At 65.0% G+C, this 19602-nt stretch carries 17 protein-coding genes and 2 tRNA genes; 4 read left to right on the plus strand and 15 right to left on the minus strand.

All coding sequences use genetic code 11. The features are described from left to right. Positions 1-350: 350 nt before the first annotated feature. The 7 genes from IEX32_RS07615 to IEX32_RS07645 form a co-directional block, all read right to left on the minus strand. Positions 351-426, minus strand: a tRNA-Lys gene (locus IEX32_RS07615). A gap of 24 nt (positions 427-450) precedes the next feature. Continuing rightward, positions 451-526: transfer RNA gene (locus tag IEX32_RS07620), tRNA-Lys, on the minus strand. A gap of 102 nt (positions 527-628) precedes the next feature. After that, positions 629-1741, minus strand: coding sequence for a rod shape-determining protein RodA (gene rodA, locus IEX32_RS07625; protein ID WP_188770114.1), 1113 nt, complete (start codon positions 1739-1741; stop codon positions 629-631). Further along, the gene (mrdA, locus tag IEX32_RS07630) at positions 1738-3819 is read right to left on the minus strand and encodes a penicillin-binding protein 2 (RefSeq protein WP_188770116.1); all 2082 of its coding nucleotides are present in this window, start codon (positions 3817-3819) and stop codon (positions 1738-1740) included. Before mrdA ends, rodA begins: the two co-directional genes overlap by 4 nt. Then, on the minus strand, positions 3816-4361 hold the full coding sequence (gene mreD, locus IEX32_RS07635; protein WP_308421031.1) for a rod shape-determining protein MreD: 546 nt from the start codon (positions 4359-4361) through the stop codon (positions 3816-3818). Before mreD ends, mrdA begins: the two co-directional genes overlap by 4 nt. After that, entirely contained in the window at positions 4358-5236 is an 879-nt protein-coding gene (locus IEX32_RS07640) for a rod shape-determining protein MreC (RefSeq protein ID WP_188770118.1), read from the minus strand. Before IEX32_RS07640 ends, mreD begins: the two co-directional genes overlap by 4 nt. Before the next feature lie 63 nt (positions 5237-5299). Continuing rightward, positions 5300-6346 carry a rod shape-determining protein gene (locus tag IEX32_RS07645; RefSeq protein WP_188770120.1) on the minus strand — a complete coding sequence of 349 codons (1047 nt, stop codon included), beginning with the start codon at positions 6344-6346 and terminating at the stop codon, positions 5300-5302. A 185-nt stretch (positions 6347-6531) separates the two neighbouring features. Here IEX32_RS07645 and mutL point away from each other — a divergent pair, with 185 nt between their 5' ends. Beyond that, entirely contained in the window at positions 6532-8334 is a 1803-nt protein-coding gene (mutL, locus tag IEX32_RS07650) for a DNA mismatch repair endonuclease MutL (RefSeq protein WP_188770122.1), read from the plus strand. A gap of 20 nt (positions 8335-8354) precedes the next feature. Here the strand turns inward: mutL and IEX32_RS07655 are convergent, their stop codons facing one another. Both IEX32_RS07655 and ychF read right to left on the minus strand, forming a co-directional pair. Beyond that, positions 8355-8801 carry a MaoC family dehydratase gene (locus IEX32_RS07655; RefSeq protein WP_188770124.1) on the minus strand — a complete coding sequence of 149 codons (447 nt, stop codon included), beginning with the start codon at positions 8799-8801 and terminating at the stop codon, positions 8355-8357. A 19-nt stretch (positions 8802-8820) separates the two neighbouring features. Further along, positions 8821-9921, minus strand: a complete 1101-nt coding sequence (gene ychF / locus IEX32_RS07660) for a redox-regulated ATPase YchF (protein WP_188770126.1) — start codon at positions 9919-9921, stop codon at positions 8821-8823. 102 nt (positions 9922-10023) lie between these two features. On the opposite strand from ychF, the gene IEX32_RS07665 reads away from it, so the two are divergent. Beyond that, positions 10024-11550 (plus strand): tetratricopeptide repeat protein, encoded by a 1527-nt coding sequence (locus IEX32_RS07665; protein ID WP_188770128.1) that lies wholly within the window; start codon positions 10024-10026, stop codon positions 11548-11550. Positions 11551-11632: 82 nt separating this feature from the next. Here the strand turns inward: IEX32_RS07665 and IEX32_RS07670 are convergent, their stop codons facing one another. The 6 genes from IEX32_RS07670 to IEX32_RS07695 form a co-directional block, all read right to left on the minus strand. Then, positions 11633-12334 carry a cistern family PEP-CTERM protein gene (locus IEX32_RS07670; protein WP_229736238.1) on the minus strand — a complete coding sequence of 234 codons (702 nt, stop codon included), beginning with the start codon at positions 12332-12334 and terminating at the stop codon, positions 11633-11635. Between the two features lie 25 nt (positions 12335-12359). Further along, the gene (locus IEX32_RS07675) at positions 12360-12638 is read right to left on the minus strand and encodes a PEP-CTERM sorting domain-containing protein (protein WP_188770130.1); all 279 of its coding nucleotides are present in this window, start codon (positions 12636-12638) and stop codon (positions 12360-12362) included. A 199-nt stretch (positions 12639-12837) separates the two neighbouring features. Continuing rightward, on the minus strand, positions 12838-13407 hold the full coding sequence (pth, locus tag IEX32_RS07680) for an aminoacyl-tRNA hydrolase (protein ID WP_188770132.1): 570 nt from the start codon (positions 13405-13407) through the stop codon (positions 12838-12840). A gap of 85 nt (positions 13408-13492) precedes the next feature. After that, positions 13493-14128: a 50S ribosomal protein L25/general stress protein Ctc gene (locus tag IEX32_RS07685; protein ID WP_188770133.1), complete on the minus strand. Its 636-nt coding sequence runs from the start codon at positions 14126-14128 to the stop codon at positions 13493-13495. A 155-nt stretch (positions 14129-14283) separates the two neighbouring features. Beyond that, positions 14284-15135 (minus strand): TraB/GumN family protein, encoded by an 852-nt coding sequence (locus tag IEX32_RS07690; protein ID WP_188770136.1) that lies wholly within the window; start codon positions 15133-15135, stop codon positions 14284-14286. Positions 15136-15141: 6 nt separating this feature from the next. After that, the gene (locus tag IEX32_RS07695; RefSeq protein ID WP_229736239.1) at positions 15142-16086 is read right to left on the minus strand and encodes a TraB/GumN family protein; all 945 of its coding nucleotides are present in this window, start codon (positions 16084-16086) and stop codon (positions 15142-15144) included. Positions 16087-16235: 149 nt separating this feature from the next. Here IEX32_RS07695 and IEX32_RS07700 point away from each other — a divergent pair, with 149 nt between their 5' ends. Both IEX32_RS07700 and glyS read left to right on the plus strand, forming a co-directional pair. Beyond that, positions 16236-17153: a glycine--tRNA ligase subunit alpha gene (locus IEX32_RS07700; RefSeq protein ID WP_188770140.1), complete on the plus strand. Its 918-nt coding sequence runs from the start codon at positions 16236-16238 to the stop codon at positions 17151-17153. Then, complete coding sequence (gene glyS, locus IEX32_RS07705) at positions 17150-19534, plus strand: glycine--tRNA ligase subunit beta (protein WP_188770142.1); 2385 nt, start codon at positions 17150-17152, stop codon at positions 19532-19534. Before IEX32_RS07700 ends, glyS begins: the two co-directional genes overlap by 4 nt. The last annotated feature ends 68 nt before the right edge of the window (positions 19535-19602 follow it).

Below are 19602 nucleotides of genomic sequence, written 5' to 3' on the forward strand. Positions count from 1 at the left end.
CAATCGCTGCCGCCATCACAAGCCTCCGTGTGCCTGTGCCAACGAATCATAATCTCAGCAGTTTGGGAATCCCCGACGTGAGTCAGCCTCTCCGCGCTCTGGTATAAGACTGCTCAACGGTGTTCTCGCGCCAGTTGCGCGCGATTCCGTCTCGCGCCTCGAACGCAGCGGCTTTCTTCGATCGGCCAGGCGCTCAACGCAAGAATAGGCGCGCTTCGGCAAGCCGACACGGGATTTTCCTATGATTGTGGGTTGCCGGGAACTGACGTTTTGCGTCCAGCGACCGCCAGGGATTTCATCCAGCCTTGACCAGGGTGTGCGGTGTGTCGGGAGCCCAAATCATTTAAGGATGGTGGACGCACTAGGGCTCGAACCTAGGACCCGCTGATTAAGAGTCAGCTGCTCTACCAACTGAGCTATGCGTCCCCACGGGTTCCGCGGGAGGGTGGCTGGTGGACGCACTAGGGCTCGAACCTAGGACCCGCTGATTAAGAGTCAGCTGCTCTACCAACTGAGCTATGCGTCCACGCCTGCCAAGCCTTGAGGGCCTTGCGGCCTGCCGATTCGGCGGCGGAGCGGCCCGTATAACGTCTGCTTCGCGGATTTGAAGGGGAAAGTTGCAACAATTTCAGGACAGCGATCCCGGCCTGCGATTCCAGCAATTTACCGCCATGATCGTGCCGATGCAGATCATGTTGGTCAGCATCGAAGTGCCGCCGTGGCTCATGAACGGGAGAGGAATTCCGACGACCGGCGCGAGCCCCATGACCATCATCAGGTTGATCGCGACATAGAAGAAGATCGTCGCCGTCATGCCGGTGGCAAGCAGGTTCGAGAAGCGGTCGGGCGCCTTGCGCGCCACGCTCATGCCCCAGCGCAGGATTATCCCGAAGACGAGCAGGACGAAGAAGCCGCCAACCATGCCCCATTCCTCGGCCATGGTCGCGAAGACGAAATCCGTATGGGGTTCGGGAAGGTATTGCAGGTGGCTTTGCGAGCCTTCGCCGAAGCCCTTGCCGAAGACGCCGCCCGATCCGATCGCGATTTTCGACTGGGTTATGTGATAGCCGGTTCCGAGCGGATCGGCTTCGGGATTGAGGAAGGTAAGGACGCGGTTGCGCTGATAGTCGTGAAGCAGCGTGAAGAAGGCGATCGGCGCCGCGATCAGGGCGGCCGTTCCCGCGCCCAGAAACCACCGCAGCGGCAGTCCCGCAAGGAACATGGTGATCGCCCCGCCAAAGCAGATGGCGAGCGCCGTGCCGAGATCAGGTTGCAGCATGACGAGAAAGGCCGGAATTCCGATCAGGACGCCGGCCGGGACGAGGCCGCGCCAGCTCTCGGTCATCGAGGCGGGCAGCGCTTCATAGAACCGGGCGAGCACCAGCACGATGCCGGGCTTCATCAGTTCGGACGGTTGCAGCGTCATGAAGCCGAGGTTGAGCCAGCGCTGGCTGCCGCCGCCCATGGCTCCGATCATTTCGACCAGTACCAGCAGAACGACGATCACGCCGTAGACCGGGTAGGCAGCGGCGCGGAACAGGTTGCGGCTGAAGTGGGAGATCGCGATGGCCATGCCCAGGAACACCGCGAAACGGATCACATGGCTCAGCGCATAGGGCTGGAGATGGCCGCCCGCCGCGGAATAGAGCACGGCGGCGCCCAGCGCGACCAGCCCGAAAAGCGGGATGAGCATCTCCCAGGGTTGACGCGCGATCGCGTCGGGAACGATCGAGCGGCTCACCGCTCTCCTCCACCACGGGGCGACGGCTCGGTGCCCTGCTGCCCCGCGCCGGCTTCGGCGCTGCCTGTCCCCACCGGCTCTGGCCGCGGCGACTGCGCCTCGCTAACGATGGGCTGGTTCGCGCTCCTCTCCTCGTCCGCTTCGCGCGCCTTGCGGGTCTCATCCTCCGTCGAAATCTTCGGAGCGCTTACGCCGTATTGCGAGACATAGGCCTGATAACGGGCGTTGAGCCGTTCCTGTGCGGTCCCGCCCCATTGCTTTTCGAGCTCGTGCAGCTTTTCCAGTGCCAGCTCGGGATCCCACAGGTAGGTCATGACGTCGCGCGCGATTGGATAGGCCGAGCTCGAACCGCCGCCGTGTTCCACCAGGACCGCGCAAGCGTAGCGCGGCTTGTCGAACGGTGCGTAGCAGATGAAGTGGCCGTGATCGCGGTATTTCCAGGGACCGGTCTTGCCGCTGCTGATGTGCAGGCCCACGACCTGGGCGGTCCCCGTCTTGCCGGCGAGCTTGACGTCCTCGATCGGAAGGGCCGCGCGGCCGGCGGTGCCGGGGCCGTTCACCACGTCCGACATGGCCTGGTGGACATAATCCAGATGCTCCTGCGTGATACCCAGAGAAGGAGCGTTCTGCGCCTTGTCCGTCAGGAGCATGCGCGGCATCAGTTCCCTGCCGCTGGCGATACGCGCGGACATCACCGCCTGCTGCAGCGGGTTCACCAGGAAATAGCCCTGACCGATCGTGGCATTGACGGTGTCGAAGGTTTGCCACTCCCTGCCGTATTTTCGCAGCTTCCACATCGGGTCCGGCACGGTTCCGTACGATTGGCCGACAACCGGCAGGTCGTATTCCTGACCGAGACCCAGCCTGCGCGCCATTGCCGCAATGGGGTCCATGCCGATGCGCTGGGCGAAGTGGTAGAAGTAGACGTCGCAGCTCTGGTAGATGCCCTTGGCCATGTTGACCCGACCATGCCCGCGACGGTTCCAGCAGTGGAACACCCGGTTGCCGACCCTGAGGCCGCCGCCGCAGAACACCGATTCCTCGGGATCGAGGCCTGCCTTGAGAAACGAGAGCGCGACCATCGGCTTGACCGTAGAACCGGGCGGGTAGAGCCCGCGCAGCACCTTGTTCCGCAAGGGAACATGATCGTCGTCCGACAGCATCTTCCATTCGACGCGGCCGATGCCGTCTGAGAAGCTGTTGGGATCGAAGCTGGGCATCGATGCCATGGCCAGGATGTCGCCGTTCTGGCAGTCCATGACGACGACGGCGCCGGATTCGGCGCCGAGGCGACGTGAGGCATAGTCCTGCAGGCCGCTGTCGATGGTCAGCCTGATGGTCTTGCCGGGCACGTCCTCGCGCGTTTCGAGATCGCGCACGATGCGTCCGCCCGCGGTCACCTCCACACGGCGCGCGCCGGGCCTGCCGCGCAGTTCCTGCTCGAAGATCTTTTCCAGCCCGTCCTTGCCGACCTTGTAGCCGGGGGTGATGAGGATGGGGTCGCGGTCTTTCTCGTATTCCTCGGCCGATGCGGCGCCGACATAGCCGATGAGGTGCCCGACTGAAGGCCCGGTCGGGTAGTCGCGCGAATAGCCGCGCTGGGTTACCACGCCGGGAAGATCGGGCAGACGCACGCTGACTGCGGCGAAACGCTCCCAATCGAGACCCGAGGCGACTTCGACCGGAGCAAAACCGTGGGCCTTGTCGAGCTTGTCCTGCAAGTCCTGCATGGCGACCGGACCGAAATTGAGGAGCTGGCCCAATCGGGTGACCGTACGCGCGCTGTCCTGCATCCGCTCGGGGATCACGTCGACGCGAAAGTCCGCGCGGTTCGATGCCAGCGGAGTTCCGTGGCGGTCGAGTATCCAGCCCCGGCGCGGCGGGATCAGCGAGAGGTTGACGCGATTGCTCTCGGCTTCGAGTTGGTACTTCCTGTTCTGCGCGATCGCGAGATAGCTCAGGCGTCCGGCAAGCAGCACGCCGAGGCCGCCCTGAACAGCACCCAGCACGACGCTGCGCCGGTCGAAACTGTTGCGCAGCGTCGCCATTGTGACATGGCGCTGAAAGCGAAACTTCATCGCAGGACCACGAACGGGGTGAGCCGGATCCGGTCTACCTTGGCGACGATGAGGCCGACGAGCGGGAAGGAAAGTATGGAGATCACCATCTGCGGCACGATGACATGAAGTGAAGAACTGGCGCCCGCGACATTCGCAAGGACCAGGCTAAACACGATATATGCCACGATAAGCCCGATCGCTACCAGCCACTCGGTGAGAAAATTGCGCCATGGCAGCCGCGCCTCGACCACTTCGAGAACGATGGCAGCAAGGGACCACAGCAGGACGGCCGAACCGAAAGGCTGGCCGGAGTAGAGGTCATCGACGATACCCAGTGGCAACCCGGCCCAGATCGGCAGCAGGCCGGGGCGCAATTGCCGCCAGGAAACGAACATCAGGAAGCCCAGCGGAGGCAATACCGGAGCCGAAGCGATCACGATCCAGCCCGGCAGCACCGAAGCCAGCATGATCGTCAGCCAGGGCAGCGAATGCGCCACCAGCGGGGAAGGAACGCGGTTGATGCGCGAACGGGGCAGCGCGCTGCGGCGAGGCCCCATCATTCGCCGGTGTTCTCGTTGGGGGCGGGCGGAGGCGGCGGTGCCCAGACCTGCTCGACCATCACATAATCGGTGTCGGCAGGATCACTCAGAACCCGCGCGACCGCGCCATCGCGCAGGATCTCGGTCAGGATCGCCATCGGCGTCCCCGGTCGGTAGAGCCCGCCCGACCCCGACGTGACCATGACGTCGCCCTTCTTGAGCGGATTGATCCCCAGGTTGATGAGGCGGACGCGCAGGGTGCCGTCGCCATTGCCCTGCGCGAAGGCGGGTACACCGTCGGTCGAGCGGCGTACGGGCACGATGCTTTCGGTGTCGGTGATTAGGAGCACGCGCGAGGTCGAGCCGCCGACTTCCAGCACGCGTCCGACGAGGCCCAGCGTCGAGCGGATCGGCATGCCCTGGGTCAGTCCCTTGTCGCGGCCCGAGTCGATCGTGGCGAAGCGGCGGGTGCTCCCGCCCGTCGAACTCGTCAAACGCGCCGCGGCCACGGCGCCGTCATCTTCCCGGGTGAGGTCGAGCAGGTTCTTGAGTCGGCGGTTTTCGGCCTCAATCGCCTGCGCTTCGACGAGCCGTACCTTGGCTTCGGCAAGCTCGCGCCTGATCCGGGCCTGCTCGCTGCCCATCGTGAAGAAGCCGGCGATGCTGCTCAGGACGCCCGAGCCGGCCACCCTTCCGCCAGCGGTCGCCTTCGCCGCGGGTTCGGTGATGTCCGTGGCGGCGCCGCGCAGCGACGAAAACGCGCCCGGATTGACGATCGAGACAACGACCAGCCCCAGTCCGACCACGACGCCCAGCACGCCGGCGGTATAGCTGAGGAATGTCGAATATTGCGCTCTGCGGGAAAATCCGGAGCGCCGGTTTGCGGGCGGCGCCATGCGCCTTGCACTCCTTCGCTTGAGCGGCGCACGACCTCGCCGGTGCCGCCCCCGTTCGACAGATCAGGCGGACATCAGCACGCCGCGATAGATCGGATCCTCCATGGCGCGGCCGGTGCCGAGCGCGACGCAGGACAGCGGATCCTCGGCAACGCTGACGGGCAGGCCGGTCTCCTCACGCAGGTAGTCGTCGAGGCCCTGGATCAACGCGCCGCCGCCGGTGAGGACGATGCCCTGGTCGACAATGTCGGCGGCCAGTTCGGGCGCGGTGTTCTCCAGCGCGATGCGCACGCCCTCGATGATGGCGCCGATGGGTTCGGCCAACGCTTCGGCCACGTTGGCCTGGCTGATGGTGATTTCCTTGGGCACGCCGTTGACGAGGTCGCGCCCCTTGATGTGGATCGTCTCGCCGACACCGTCTGCCGGTATGACGGCGATACCGTAATCCTTCTTGATGCGCTCTGCCGTGGCATCGCCGATCAGCAGGTTATGGTGGCGGCGCACGTAGGAGACGATCGATTCGTCCATCTTGTCGCCGCCCACGCGGACCGAGGTGGTATAAGCCAGGCCGCGCAGCGAGAGCACCGCGACCTCCGTGGTGCCGCCACCGATGTCCACGACCATCGAGCCGACCGGTTCGGTAACCGGCATGTCGGCGCCGATCGCCGCGGCCATCGGCTCGAGGATCAGGTGGACCTGACTGGCGCCGGCGTTCGAGGCGGCGTCGCGGATCGCGCGGCGTTCCACCGATGTCGAGCCCGAAGGCACGCAGATCACGATCTCGGGATAGCGGAACAGGTTCTTCTTGCCGTGCACCTTTCGGATGAAGTGCTTGATCATCTCTTCGGCGATCTCGATGTCGGCGATGACGCCGTCGCGCAGCGGACGGATGGCCTCGATGTTGTCGGGCGTCTTGCCCATCATCATCTTCGCGTCGTCGCCCACGGCCTTGACCTTCTTCACGCCGTTCAGCGTCTCGATCGCGACGACCGAAGGTTCGTTCAGCACGATTCCGCGGTCCTGCACGTAGACGAGCGTATTGGCCGTCCCGAGGTCTATCGCCATGTTCTGGGAGCCGAATTTGAAGAATCGCGAGAAGGGCGAGGCCATTGGATATCCGTTGTTTTTCAAGTCAGTTGCCGAACAGAGCTGGGATCGGTTGACAGGCTTTCAGGGGTGAGAGGCGCTCCCTTAACCCATCGATTCGGGAAATGCCAAAATTTTGTGCAGATTTGCGGTGGGATATTTTGGGCGTCCATCTCGAATTGCCCGCGTTTCACCGCTAGGCTGTGTCGATGCCGACAATTCGCCGCCTTCCGGAACATCTCGTCAACCGAATTGCCGCGGGCGAAGTGGTCGAACGCCCGGCGTCCGCGCTCAAGGAACTCGTTGAAAACGCGATCGATGCGGGGGCCGGACAGGTAACCGTTCGCATCGCATCGGGCGGGCTCGACCTGATCGAGGTCACCGACGACGGCTGCGGCATGAGTCCCGACGAAATCGCACTGGCGCTGGAACGCCATGCGACGTCGAAACTGCCGGACGAGCAGATCGAACAGGTCTCGACCCTGGGCTTCCGGGGCGAGGCACTGCCTTCGATCGGCTCGGTCGCCCGGTTGACCATCGAGAGTCGCCCGTCCGCCAGCGGCGAGGGCTGGAAGCGAATCGTCGATCATGGGCAACTCGTCGATGATGGCCCCGCCGCGCTGCCGCCGGGCACGCGCATCAGAGTTGAAAACCTCTTCGGCAAGGTTCCCGCGCGCCGCAAGTTCCTGCGCTCCCCACGATCCGAATATGCCGCGTGCCAGGACGTGGTGCGCAGGCTCGCCATGGCGCGGCCTGACGTCGGGTTCGTGATGGAACACGACGGGCGGCGCGTGCTGGCCGTGCAGCCGCGCGAGGAACTGGCGGCGCGCGTGGCACGGCTCGTCGCGCGTGAGCTGGCCGAGGACGGCGTGTTGATCGAGGCTGAACGCGGCACGGCAAGGCTGACCGGCGTCGCCGGGCTGCCGACCTTCAATCGCGGCGTCGCCGATCACCAGTATCTTTTCGTCAATGGCCGTCCGGTCAAGGATCGCCTGCTGGTGGGCGCCGTGCGCGGTGCCTATTCGGACATGCTCGCACGCGACCGGCATGCCGTGCTGGCGCTGTTCCTCGAAATCCCGCCCGAGGAAGTCGATGTCAACGTGCATCCGGCCAAGACCGAGGTCCGCTTTCGCGACCCCGCCTTCGTGCGCGGTTTCCTCGTGGGGGCCCTGCGCCATGCGCTGGAAGGGGCTGGGCAGAAGAGCGCGCAGCCGCCTTCGATATCGGCCATGAACAACTGGCAGGTCGAGCCTGTCGCGCCTTCCGCCTCGGCATCCTCGCTGGGTTCGCTGTTCGCGCGCGAGTATTCCGCGCCGGTTTCGCGCGTTTCCGAAGCCGGCGCCGCATGGCGTGCGTACGAAGCCGAAGTCATGGCTCCGCCCGCCGCCCGCGCCGAGGAGGCGAGCGATGAACCGGAGGCGGCGCTACGCTATCCGCTGGGTGTCGCAAGAGGACAGGTCGCGGGCACGTATATCGTCGCCGAAGCCGAGGACGGTCTGGTCATCGTGGACCAGCATGCCGCCCACGAACGCCTTGTCCTGGAACGCCTCAAGACGGCGGGCGCGGAGGACGCCATGGCGCGCAGTCAGGCGCTGCTCCTGCCCGAGGTGGTCGAACTGGAGGAAGCCGCGTGCGACGCGCTGGAGGAGAAGGCGGAGGAGATGGCCGGGTTCGGCCTGGTGATCGAGCGCTTCGGGCCGGGCGCCATGCTCGTGCGCGCGGTGCCGTCGGTTCTCGGCAAGGCGGACGTTTCGGGCCTCGTTCGCGATCTTGCCGACGATCTTGCGAAGAACGGCGATGCCCTGCTGCTCGGCGAGAAGCTGGATCTCGTCCTGGCGACGATGGCCTGCCACGGTTCGGTGCGGGCAGGGCGCTCGCTGTCAGTCGCCGAGATGAATGCCCTGCTGCGGGAAATGGAGCGCACCCCCCGTTCGGGCCAGTGCAACCACGGGCGCCCGACCTGGGTCAAGCTGGCGCACGAGGACATCGAGAAACTGTTTGGCCGCCGGTAAGGTAAGGCCGGCCCGGCGGCTCAATCGCCGCGCACCGCGACCATTCCGTTCGCCGTGAAGTGCATCACGGCCTCGCCGTTCTGGTTGTAGGTCGTCAGCCGGTGGCGGACGATCCCCCTTTCCGGCCGCGACCGGCTGCGGCGGGTATCCAGCACTTCCAGTTCGCAGCTCAACACGTCTCCGGGATAGACCGGCTTCAGCCAGCGCAGTTCGTCCACTCCCGGCGAGCCAAGCCCCTGATGGCCGCGTGCCTTCATTTCCTCGACGAACATGGCCATGGTCAGGGCGCAGGTATGCCAGCCGCTGGCGCAGAGTCGCTTGAAATGGGTGGCGGCGGCGGCCTCGTCGTCGATGTGGAACGGCTGCGGGTCGTAGCGCGAGGCGAACTCGATCACTTCCTCGCGCGTGACCCGGCGGCTGCCAAAGCGCGACTTCTGACCGGCGACGATGTCCTCGAAAAATTCCATCACCGTATCCCGTCGGGGCCTACACGTTGAACTTGAAGTGCATCACGTCGCCGTCGTGGACGACGTATTCCTTGCCTTCCTGCCGCAGCTTGCCGGCTTCCTTCGCGCCCGATTCTCCCCCCAGCGTGACGAAGTCATCATAGGCGATGGTCTCGGCGCGGATGAAGCCGCGCTGCATGTCGGAGTGAATCTCTCCCGCCGCTTCGGGAGCCTTGGCGCCCTTGTGCACCGTCCAGGCGCGCGCTTCCTTGGGGCCGACGGTGAAGAAGGTGAGCAGGTCGAGCAATTCGTAACCTGCGCGAATGATGCGGGCGAGGCCGGTCTCATGCAAGCCCATTTCCTCGAGGAAGACCATGCGATCCTCGCTGTCCATCCCGACGAGTTCCGCCTCGATGGCGGCAGAGACGATAACGGCGGTGGCGTTCTCGGCAGCGGCCTTCTCGAAGACACGTTTGGAGAACTCATTGCCCTCGGCTGCCGATTCCTCCTCGACGTTGCAGACGTAGAGTACCGGCTTGGCGGTGAGGAGCTGGGCCTGAGCGAAGATGCGGGCTTCCTCGTCGTCCCTGGGCTCGGTCAGTCGCGCGGGCTTGCCTTCGCGCAGTAGTTCCAGCGCCTGGCCAAGAACGGACGCGGCGATCTTCGCCTCCTTGTCGCCACCGGTCGCCTTCTTCTGCGCGGCGGGGACGCGCTTTTCGAGGCTTTCAAGGTCCGCGAGCAGCAGTTCCGTCTCCACCGTCTCGGCATCGGCGATAGGATCGACCTTGTTCTCGACGTGCTGGATGTCGTCGTTCTCGAAGCAGCGCAGGACATGGACGATCGCGTCGACTTCGCGGATGTTGCCGAGGAACTGGTTGCCGAGCCCTTCGCCCTTGGACGCACCGCGAACGAGACCGGCGATATCGACGAAGGAAAGCTGGGTCGGGATGATCTTGGCCGAGCCGGCGATCGCGGCCAGCTTGTCGAGGCGCGGATCGGGCACGCCGACCTGACCGACATTGGGCTCGATCGTGCAGAACGGATAATTTGCCGCCTGCGCCGCCTGCGTCTCGGTGAGCGCATTGAACAAGGTGGACTTGCCGACATTGGGCAAGCCCACGATCCCGCAACGGAAACCCATGTATAACTCCGCGAAAATGCAAATTTGCTCGCCCATAGCCGCAGCGATCGGTCTTGACCAGTTTCACCTAATCTTCACCCGGCCGGCATAGGAACCGGGGCCATGAAACCAGCAATTCGCCTCGCTCTCCCGCTCGCCGTAGCGCTTCTCCTCGCCGGATGCGGGGCTAGCCCAGAAGAACGTCTTGACCGTGCCGAAAAGGCCTATGCGGCGCACGATTATTCAGCGGCCCGCGTCGATCTCGGCAGCATCGTGCAGGAAACGCCGGAGAACACGCAGGCGTTGGAACTGCTGGCGCGGACCTACATCGCGCTGTCCGATCCGGTATCCGCCGACGGCATGCTCGAAAGGCTCTCACGCCTGGGCGCGCTGCCAAAGGATGCGCCGATCCTGCGGGGCAACGTCGATCTCATGCTCGGCCGCTACGACGATGCCCTCACGGCGGTGGCGAACGATGCGTCAGCGGAGGGATACCGGGTGAGGGCGCTCGCCCACATCGGCAAGGGTGAACACGACAAGGCGGCGCGGATGTTCGCCGCGGGCGAAAAGGCCAAGGGCAGCCGGGGCCGGTTGCTGGCGGACTACGCCAATTTCCAGCTTGAGGCCGGCAACCCCGCCGAGGCGCGCCGCCTGGCGGAACTGGCCGCCCGGGAACAGCCGCGCCCGCTCAATTCCTATCTGGTCAGCGGTGATCTGCTGGCGTCGAACAACGAACTCGACAAGGCGCTCGCGGTGTTCGGCGCGGCCCTGAAGGCCTATCCGGAAAGCCGCGCGGCGCTGCTGGGCAAGCTCAATGTTCTGGGCGCGCTCGGCAAGATCGACGAATTGCGGCCGCTCGTCGCGAAGAGCCTTTCGGCGAGTCCGGACGACCCCGAGATCATCCTTCTCGATGCCCGCGTCGACGCTCTTGACGGCAATTGGCAGAAGGTTCGCGAAAAGCTGCAGGCCCGCGAGGGTGCGCTGGAACAGCAACCGCAGGCCAATGCGCTCTATGCCAGGGCGCTGCTTGAGCTGGGGCAGGGGGAGCAGGCGCGCATGCGGCTCTCCTCGCAGCTTCTGCGCGAGCCGGACAACCGCCAGGTTCGCCTGCTGCTGGGCGAGACCAAGCTGAAGCTGGGAGATTCCGCGGGCGCGGTGGAAACCCTGCAGCCCTTCGGGCAGCTTCGAGATGCAACGAGTGAGCAACTGGGGCTTCTCGCCGAAGCCTACAAGGAAGTCGGCAACCCGCAGGCGGCCGCCACGACGCAGAAAGCGCGCGAGGCGGTCGGTGCCCGGCTCGTCTCCCGGCTTGCGAGCGCGGACAAGGCGATCCGCCGCAAGGACTGGCAAACCGCCATCAGGGAATATGAGACGATCCTGGCGCAAACGGACGGCAGGAACGTGCTGGTGCTCAATAACCTTGCCTTCGCGTACAGCCAGACCGGTCAGGCGAGCAAGGCGATGGATCATGCGGAACGGGCGTTCGAGCTAGCGCCTAATAATCCTTCGGTGATGGATACCATGGGCTGGCTGCTCCACCGGTCGGGCAAGGACCGGCAGCGTGCACTGGCCCTGCTTCGGGAGGCGGCTCGCAAGGCACCGGGCAACGCCACGATTGCGCGGCATCTTGCCGAAGCGGAAAAAGGCTGAACGAGAAAAGGCCCCCCCTGCTATGCGCGGGAGGGGCCTCTTCGGGACGCCCTGAGGGAGCTAATCCAGGGCGTTGATCAGATCAGGCCGCGCCGAGAGCAGCGCGGCGGCGCAAGCGCGCCATGGCGAGGCCGGCAAGACCAAGACCGAGAATGCCGAGCGTGCCGGGTTCGGGAACCGGCGTTCCGCCCGATGAGCTGGAACTTGAGATCGTGCCCGATCCGCTGGCCGATGTAACTTTGCCGGCGCCGGTGATCGACTGATAGCGGTTGAAGAAGTCCGACAGCGTGATCGCATCGGGCGCGGCATCGAAGGAGAGTGTCAGCGTTCCCGTGCCGGTATCGCTTGTTTGGACACCGCCGGTGTTGCCCGCGCACGAGTTGCTGGAACCGCCCTTGAAGCAGACGTCGACCGTCCCGATGCCGTTCGGGTAGTTACTGTCAAGCACCGCGTAGGAGAACGCGCCCGTGCTGCTCGCGCCGGCGATCGTCGGGTCAACGTCGAAAGCGAAGCTCGACACGCGCGAGTCCAGGCCGCCGCTGGTGGTGTTGGTCAGGCTGTAATCGAACACGTAGCCGGTCGATGTGATCGACGACAGGGTGAAGGTCGCATCGGCGGAAAGCCCGTTGATCGAGGTTCCATCCGCAAAACCGTCGAAACTGACCGAGAACGACTGGCCGATGTTGCTCGAGTCGAGCGTGATGGCGTCGGCCCAGGCCGGAGCAGCGAATGAAAGGCCGGCGACAGCGGCCAGTCCAGCAAATGTATTCTTCAGGCTCGACATAAATGTCCTTCCGGTTGGCATACAATCAGCGGCGGACGCGGCGACGGCGGGCGTAGGCCATGCCGATCAGGCCCAGACCGAGAATGCCGACCATGCCGGGCTCGGGTACCTCGGAACCACCCGAAGTGGTGGAACCGCCCGAGGTGCTGGTCGAACCGCCCGAAGTGGAGCCGCAGGTCTCGTGACCGCAGCCGCAATAGTGGCTGTGCTTCCAGCCGTCCCAGCCCCACGCATGGGCGGGCGCGCTGATGGCCAGGGTCGAACCGGCCATGATGGCGGCGGCAAGCAGGGTCTTGCGGATCATATTGAATTATTCCCTCTGTTTCCGTCGTGGTTGCCCACCATTCAGCAAGCGGCGTGCCAAATGCGGAAATCCGGGATCTTCGATAGTTAATGGCTTTCGGGGCGCGCCGCAGTTGTAAGCTAACTCGACACTAACAAGGCAGATTTTTCAGCTAACACAGCTATTTGCCGATCGCGGCCGAACCGCGCCCGAAGCGGGATCAGTCCTGCTGCCGCAGCGCGACGTCGCTCATGAAACGGGCGTCGTCGCCGGCGGCGAGGCGGTCGGATTCCGCGGCCACGGCGCCGAGCATCACGATCAACGGGTCCATTTCGGCCTTGGAATAGTTGCCGAGTACATGGCCCGTGACCCGGTCCTTGTGACCGGGGTGCCCGATGCCGATCCGCACGCGGCGGAAATCCGGCCCGAGGTGCTGCCCGATCGAACGCAGGCCGTTGTGGCCCGCGAGGCCACCGCCCCGCTTCACCTTGACCTTGAACGGAGCGAGATCGAGCTCGTCATGAAACACGGTGAGATCGGAAGGATCGAGCTTGTAGAAGCGCATCGCCTCGCTCACGGAGCGGCCGCTTTCATTCATGAAAGTGGCAGGCTTGAGCAGCAGAATCTTCTCGCTGCCGATGCGGCCTTCCTGCATCCAGCCCTGGAACTTCTTCTGGACCGGGCTGAAGCCGTGGACTTCGCCGATCGTGTCGATCGCCATGAAGCCGACGTTGTGCCGGTGCATCGCGTACTGCGGCCCGGGGTTACCGAGACCAACCCAGAGCTGCATTGGCTACCTCCCCGCCCGCAAACGAAAAAGGCCCCTCCCGCGCATCGCGTGATCGCGGCGCGGAAGGGGCCCCGGGTTCCGCGAATTATTCGCTTTCGGCTTCGGCTTCGCCTTCGGCCTCTGCCTTGGTCGTGTCGCCTTCTTCGCTCTTCATCGCGGAGGGAGCAACGATCGTGGCGATGGTGAAGTCACGGTCGGTGATCGCGCTTTCCGAACCTGCGGGCAGCGTGACGTGGCTGATGTGGATCGATTCGCCCACATCGAACCCCGTGACGTCGATCGCGATCTCTTCAGGGATCTTGTCGGCGTCGCAGACCAGTTCGAGCTCGTGGCGTACGATGTTGAGCACGCCGCCGCGCTTGAGGCCCGGAGCCATCTCTTCGTTGATGAAAGCAACCGGCACGTTCACGTTGACCGTGGCGCCCTTGGCAAGGCGCAGGAAGTCAGCGTGGAGCGGACGGTCGTTGACGGGGTGGAAGGCAACGTCCTTGGGCAGCGTCCGGAACTTCTTGCCGCCCACTTCGACCTCGACGATCGAGTTGAAGAAGTGACCGGTGCCGAGCTGACGGATCAGCTCCTTTTCCTCGATGTGGATGGCGAGGGGTTCTGCCTTGCCGCCATAGACAACGGCGGGGACGCGGCCACTGCGACGCAGGGCACGGGAGGCTCCCTTGCCTGCCCGTTCGCGCGTCTCGGCCGGCAGGGTAAGCGTATCGCTCATGGGACTTGCCTTTCGAAAACTGGATTGAATGCGGCTGACGGATCGACCACCGATCCGCACCGCCCCGCCACGCCTCCAGGGATGACCATGACGGGAAGGGCGCGCCCTTATCCGCAAACACCCCCGAATGCAAGGTGCGGCAACCGTCGCGGCGGCTATTCCGCCCGCGTGACGGTATAGCCCCGCGCCGCCAGCATTGCCGGAAGACCCTGCGGCCCCGCCATATGCGCCGCCCCCACGGCCACGAAGGGTGTCTGCCCGGATTTCATCGCCGCCGTGACCTTTCCGGTCCAGGCACGGTTGCGCCCCGTGAAGAGAATCTCGCGCAGTTCCGGATCCGCGAGCAGGCCGCGCCGGGTTTCCTTCTCGATCGCCTCCATGTCTCCGGTGCGCCAGCTTTCCGCCAGGTCGGCATCGGAACGCGATGCTTCCAGCACCACGGCGCCCAGGAGGTCGCGCTGTTCTGCCTCGGGCAGGGCATCGAAGAGGCCGAGCTGCCGCGCGGCGCCCTCCAGTTCGACCACCGGTCGCTCGCCCGCCTCGGCAATGACCGCGCGGTCGACGCCGTTGCGCGCATCCTCCTCGCTCGCCCCGGCCCGTGCCAGAATCAGCGCGGCGGCCCAGGTGTCCATGGCGGCGAAGTCGCTGTCCCGATAGCCGGATTTCCCGAGCAGCATGGCGAGCGCTTGACGCTCATCCGAGTCGACGCGCCGAGACAGGGGCGGCTGTCCCTCGCTCTTCGCCAGCCTTGCGAAAGTCGCGGAGACTTCCGCCTCCTCGGCGAGATTGGCGACTTCCACCATGATCGTATCGGACTGTTCCAGGGCCTGCCTTACCGTCGGCGTTTGCCATGCGAGCGGCTGTTTGGCGGCGTGGATCGTCCCGAAGAGCCAGGCCCGCTTGCCCCCCGGACCGTCGACTCGCCAGAGTGCAGGATCAGCCGGCCGGGGTTCGGACGAGCACGCCAGCAGCGCGAAGGGCGCGAGGAGGGCCAGGAGCCAGCGCAAGGGGGATTACTGCACGCGGGTGGTGGTCACGCCCTGGGCGGCGAGTTGATCCTGCACGCTGTCTTTCCCGGCGAGGTGACCGGCGCCGACGGCAACGAAGACCGTCCCCGGCTCGTCCAGACGTGCGTTGAGCCACTTGGCCCAGGCAGCGTTGCGGTCGGCAAGGAGCGTCTGGCGCACGCGCTCGTCGGTCTCGTCGGCATTGAGAAGTTCGGCGAGTTCCTCGGGCCTGCCCGCTTTCCATGCGGCAACCAGCTTCCCAAGATCGTCACGCATCGTCGGCAGCTGGTCGAGCACGTCGTTCAGATATTGCTTCTGCGCGTCCGCCGGCAGCGAGTCGAACAGGCCGATCTGATATTCGGCCGTTTCCAGCGCCTCACGCGCGAGGCCGAGCTTTTTCGCCAGTGCTTCGATCTGGGCCTCGACGCCGTTCTCGGCCTTGTAACCGTTCTGTTGCATGGGCAGCGTTGAAAGCAGAAGCGCGGCATACCACGGCTTGAACGGATCGAGCGTGCCGGCGGGCATGCCAAGCTGCGCCATGGCCTTTTCGAGCGTCGCGCGCTCCTCCGGCGGCAGGCTCTCCCGCAGGCTCGAACCGTCGGTGCGAACGGCCTTGGCAAGAAAGATCTTCTGCAGCTCCGCCGGCGAATCGATGATCGCTTCGGTCACCAGCAATTGCGACGAATCGAGCGCCTTGGCGACCGGCCCCTTGTACCAGTCGGTGGCCTCGGGAAGGATGTGGATCGTGCCGAAGAGGTAGATCGTCGTGTCCTCGTCCGCGATCCTCCAGAGCGCGGGGGTAGCCGGTACCGCCGCTTCCGCTGTCGGGAGGGTGGCCGTAGCGGCGGCTTCCATCGCGGGCGGAGTAGCGGCCTCCTGCGCCGGCAGGGGCGAGACGCTGAACAGCGCCAGCGCGCAGGCGACAGCGAACCGCGTGCGCGCTCCAGTCAAAGTGTTTCTGATCACGATCATAAGGTGGCCGACAATGGCCAAACGTCCGATTAACGCAAGCCACCTTTTCTTTTCGGATGTTCTGCGCTGTTGATTTGGCATCCCCGATCCGCCAAAGGCGCCGCAGCCACGAACTTGACGGAATTGCGATGCCGACCGCCGCGCCAAAGGCCGACAACCAGCCGCTCAGCTTCCAGGACATGATCCTGACGCTCCACAATTTCTGGAGCGCGCGGGGCTGCCTGATCCTCCAGCCCTACGATATGCGGGTGGGCGCGGGCACCTTTCACCCCGCCACCACGCTGCGCGCGCTGGGGCCGGAGCCGTGGAAAGCCGCCTACGTCCAGCCATCTCGCCGCCCGACCGATGGCCGCTATGGCGAGAATCCCAACCGGCTGCAGCACTACTATCAGTATCAGGTGATCCTGAAGCCGAACCCGGAGAACCTTCAGGAACTCTATCTCGAAAGCCTTGCCGCGATCGGCGTCGATCCGCTCAGGCACGACATCCGCTTTGTCGAGGACGACTGGGAAAGCCCGACGCTGGGCGCCTGGGGGCTGGGCTGGGAAGTCTGGTGCGACGGTATGGAAGTGACGCAGTTCACCTATTTCCAGCAGGTCGGCGGGTTCGACTGCAAGCCCGTCTCGGGCGAGCTGACTTACGGTCTCGAACGCCTCGCCATGTACATCCAGGGCGTCGACCGGGTCTATGACCTGCGCTTCAACAACGAGGGCGTCAGTTATGGCGACGTTTTCCTCGCCAACGAACAGCAGCAGTCCAAGTACAATTTCGAGATTGCCGACACCGAGCAGCTCTTCAAGGGCTTCCAGCACGCCGAGGCCGAGTGCCGGCGCTGTATCGAGGCTGAAATCCCCCTTGCCGCCTACGATCAGGCGATCGAGGCCAGCCACCTGTTCAACCTGTTGCAGGCGCGGGGCGTGATCTCGGTGCAGGAACGCGCCAGCTACATCGGCCGCGTGCGCGATCTCGCCAAGGGGTCGTGCGAGGCGTGGATCGAGAAGAACAGGGCTGAATGGGAAGCAAAGTTTCCGGGGTGGACGGCATGACTGACTTCCTTCTCGAACTCCGCTGCCAGGAAATTCCCGCCCGCATGCAGGCGGGCGCGCGTGCTGATCTGGAAAAGCTGTTCCGCAAGGAAATGGAAGCCGCTGGCGTCGGCGTGGGTGAGGTTACCGTGTGGTCGACTCCGCGCCGTCTCGCGCTGATCGTCCGCGACCTGCCGCTCGCCACCGAAGCCGTGCGCGAGGAGACCAAGGGGCCGGCCACCAGCGCGCCCGAACAGGCGCTCGAAGGCTTTCTGCGCAAGACCGGGCTGAGCAAGGACCAGCTAGAAGTCCGTGACCTCAAGGGCAAGGACACGTACTTCGCCGTCGTCGAGAAGCCGGGCAGGGCGGTGAAGGACGTACTGGCCGAGGCAATCCCAGCTATCATCCGCGCGTTCCCATGGCCCAAGTCGCAGCGCTGGGGCGCGGCCTCGATCAGTACGGAATCGCTGCGCTGGGTGCGCCCGCTTTCGGGTATCGTCGCGATCCTTGGTGAAGATCTCGTCGAATGCGAAGTCGGCGGCATCAGTTCCAGCTATGCGACCATGGGCCACCGGTTCCACCATCCCGACGAGATCACCATCGGCGGCGCGCACGACTATGCCGACAAGCTGCGCGCCTGCCACGTCATCGTCGATCACGCGGAGCGGCAGGACCTGATCCGCACGCAGGCCCGCGAAGTAGCCTCCTCCGCCGGCCTGACGCTGGTGGAGGACGAGGGGCTGGTGACCGAGAACGCTGGCCTCACCGAATGGCCGGTGCCGCTGCTCGGCCGCTTCGACGAGGAATTCCTGGAGGTGCCGCCCGAGGTTATCCAGCTCACCGCGCGGGTGAACCAGAAGTATTTCGTGTGCACATCTCCCCTCCTGCTTGCGGGTGAGGTCGGGGGAGGGCTTGTGGGTGAGGGTGGTGACATGCCCTCCCCTAACCCCTCCCGCAAGCGGGAGGGGGACCTGGCCAACGCCTTCGTCTGCACGGCCAACATCGCCGCCAGCGACGGCGGCGAGGCGATTGTCGCGGGCAACCGCAAGGTTCTCGCCGCGCGCCTCTCGGACGCGCGGTTCTTCTGGGAGCAGGACCGCAGGACGCCGCTGTCCGAACACGCGAAAAAGCTGGAGCGGATCACTTTCCACGAGAAGCTGGGCACCGTGGCCGACAAGGTCGAGCGCGTGGCGAAGCTGGCAAGGTGGCTGGTGGAAGAAGGGATCGTCATCCCGGCGAAAGCCGGGACCGCTGGCGACCTCGGCGCTGCCTCTCCAGCGGTCCCGGCTTTCGCCGGGATGACGGCCGAACTCGCCGATCAGGCCGAACTCGCCGCCCGCCTGTGCAAGGCCGACCTCGTCACCGAGATGGTCGGAGAGTTCCCCGAACTGCAAGGCCTGATGGGCGGCTACTACGCCCGCGCCGAGGGTCTGCCGGACGCCGTGGCCGACGCCATCCGCGACCACTACAAGCCGGTCGGACAGGGCGACGAAGTGCCGACCGCGCCGGTGACGGTGGCGGTGTCGCTGGCGGATAAGCTCGATACGCTGGTTGGATTCTTTGCAATTGCCGAGTATCCGACGGGATCGAAAGATCCATTTGCATTGCGCCGCGCGGCACTTTCCGTGATCCGCCTGTTGACTGTTAGTTCGCTACGGTTGTCGCTCAACGAAGCGATCGATGTGGCTGTGGCAGCTGTCTCCCGTTCGCGTTTGCTGGTCGACCGGTCTGAGCTTTCGGCCAGCGAGGAAGCCACTCTGAGTGAAGGGGAGGTAATAGAGCGAATTCTTCTGCCGGAGTTCTTCGCCGACCGCCTCAAAGTCCAGCAACGCGAGGCCGGCGTTCGCCACGACCTGATTGACGCGGTCTTCGCGCTCGGCGGAGAGGACGATCTGGTCCGCCTGCTCGCCCGCGTCCGGGCGCTGCAAGCCTTCGTCGAGACCGGGGACGGCACCAACCTGCTCGCCGGGTACAAGCGCGCGGCCAATATCCTCAAGAAGGAGAACTGGTCCGCGAATGACGGGATCGACGAGATCGAGCACACCGCCGACGAAGACCCGCTGGAGAACGTCGACGATCCCGACATGAAGGCCGTCTATGCCGCCGAGATCGCGGAACATGCCGCGCACAAGGGGCTTTCCTACGTCCCCGAAAAAGCGGAAAAGGCCCTGATCGACGCGCTCGACAGCGCCGAGCCGCAGGCGGCGGCGGCGGTCGAGGCGGAGGATTTCGCGGGTGCCATGGCCGCGATGGCCTCCCTGCGAAAACCCATCGACGCATTCTTCGACGAGGTGACGGTGAACGATTCCGATCCCGCCAAGAGAACCGCGCGTCTCGCGCTGCTTGATCGCTTTCGTGCTGCGGTGCACAACGTGGCCGATTTCTCGCGGATCGAGGGGTAGGGCGGTGACGCCAAACCTCACGTCATCACGAGGTCGTCATCCTGAACTTGTTTCAGGATCCATTGTGC

This window comes from Novosphingobium endophyticum (assembly GCF_014640675.1).
GTDB lineage: Bacteria > Pseudomonadota > Alphaproteobacteria > Sphingomonadales > Sphingomonadaceae > Novosphingobium > Novosphingobium endophyticum.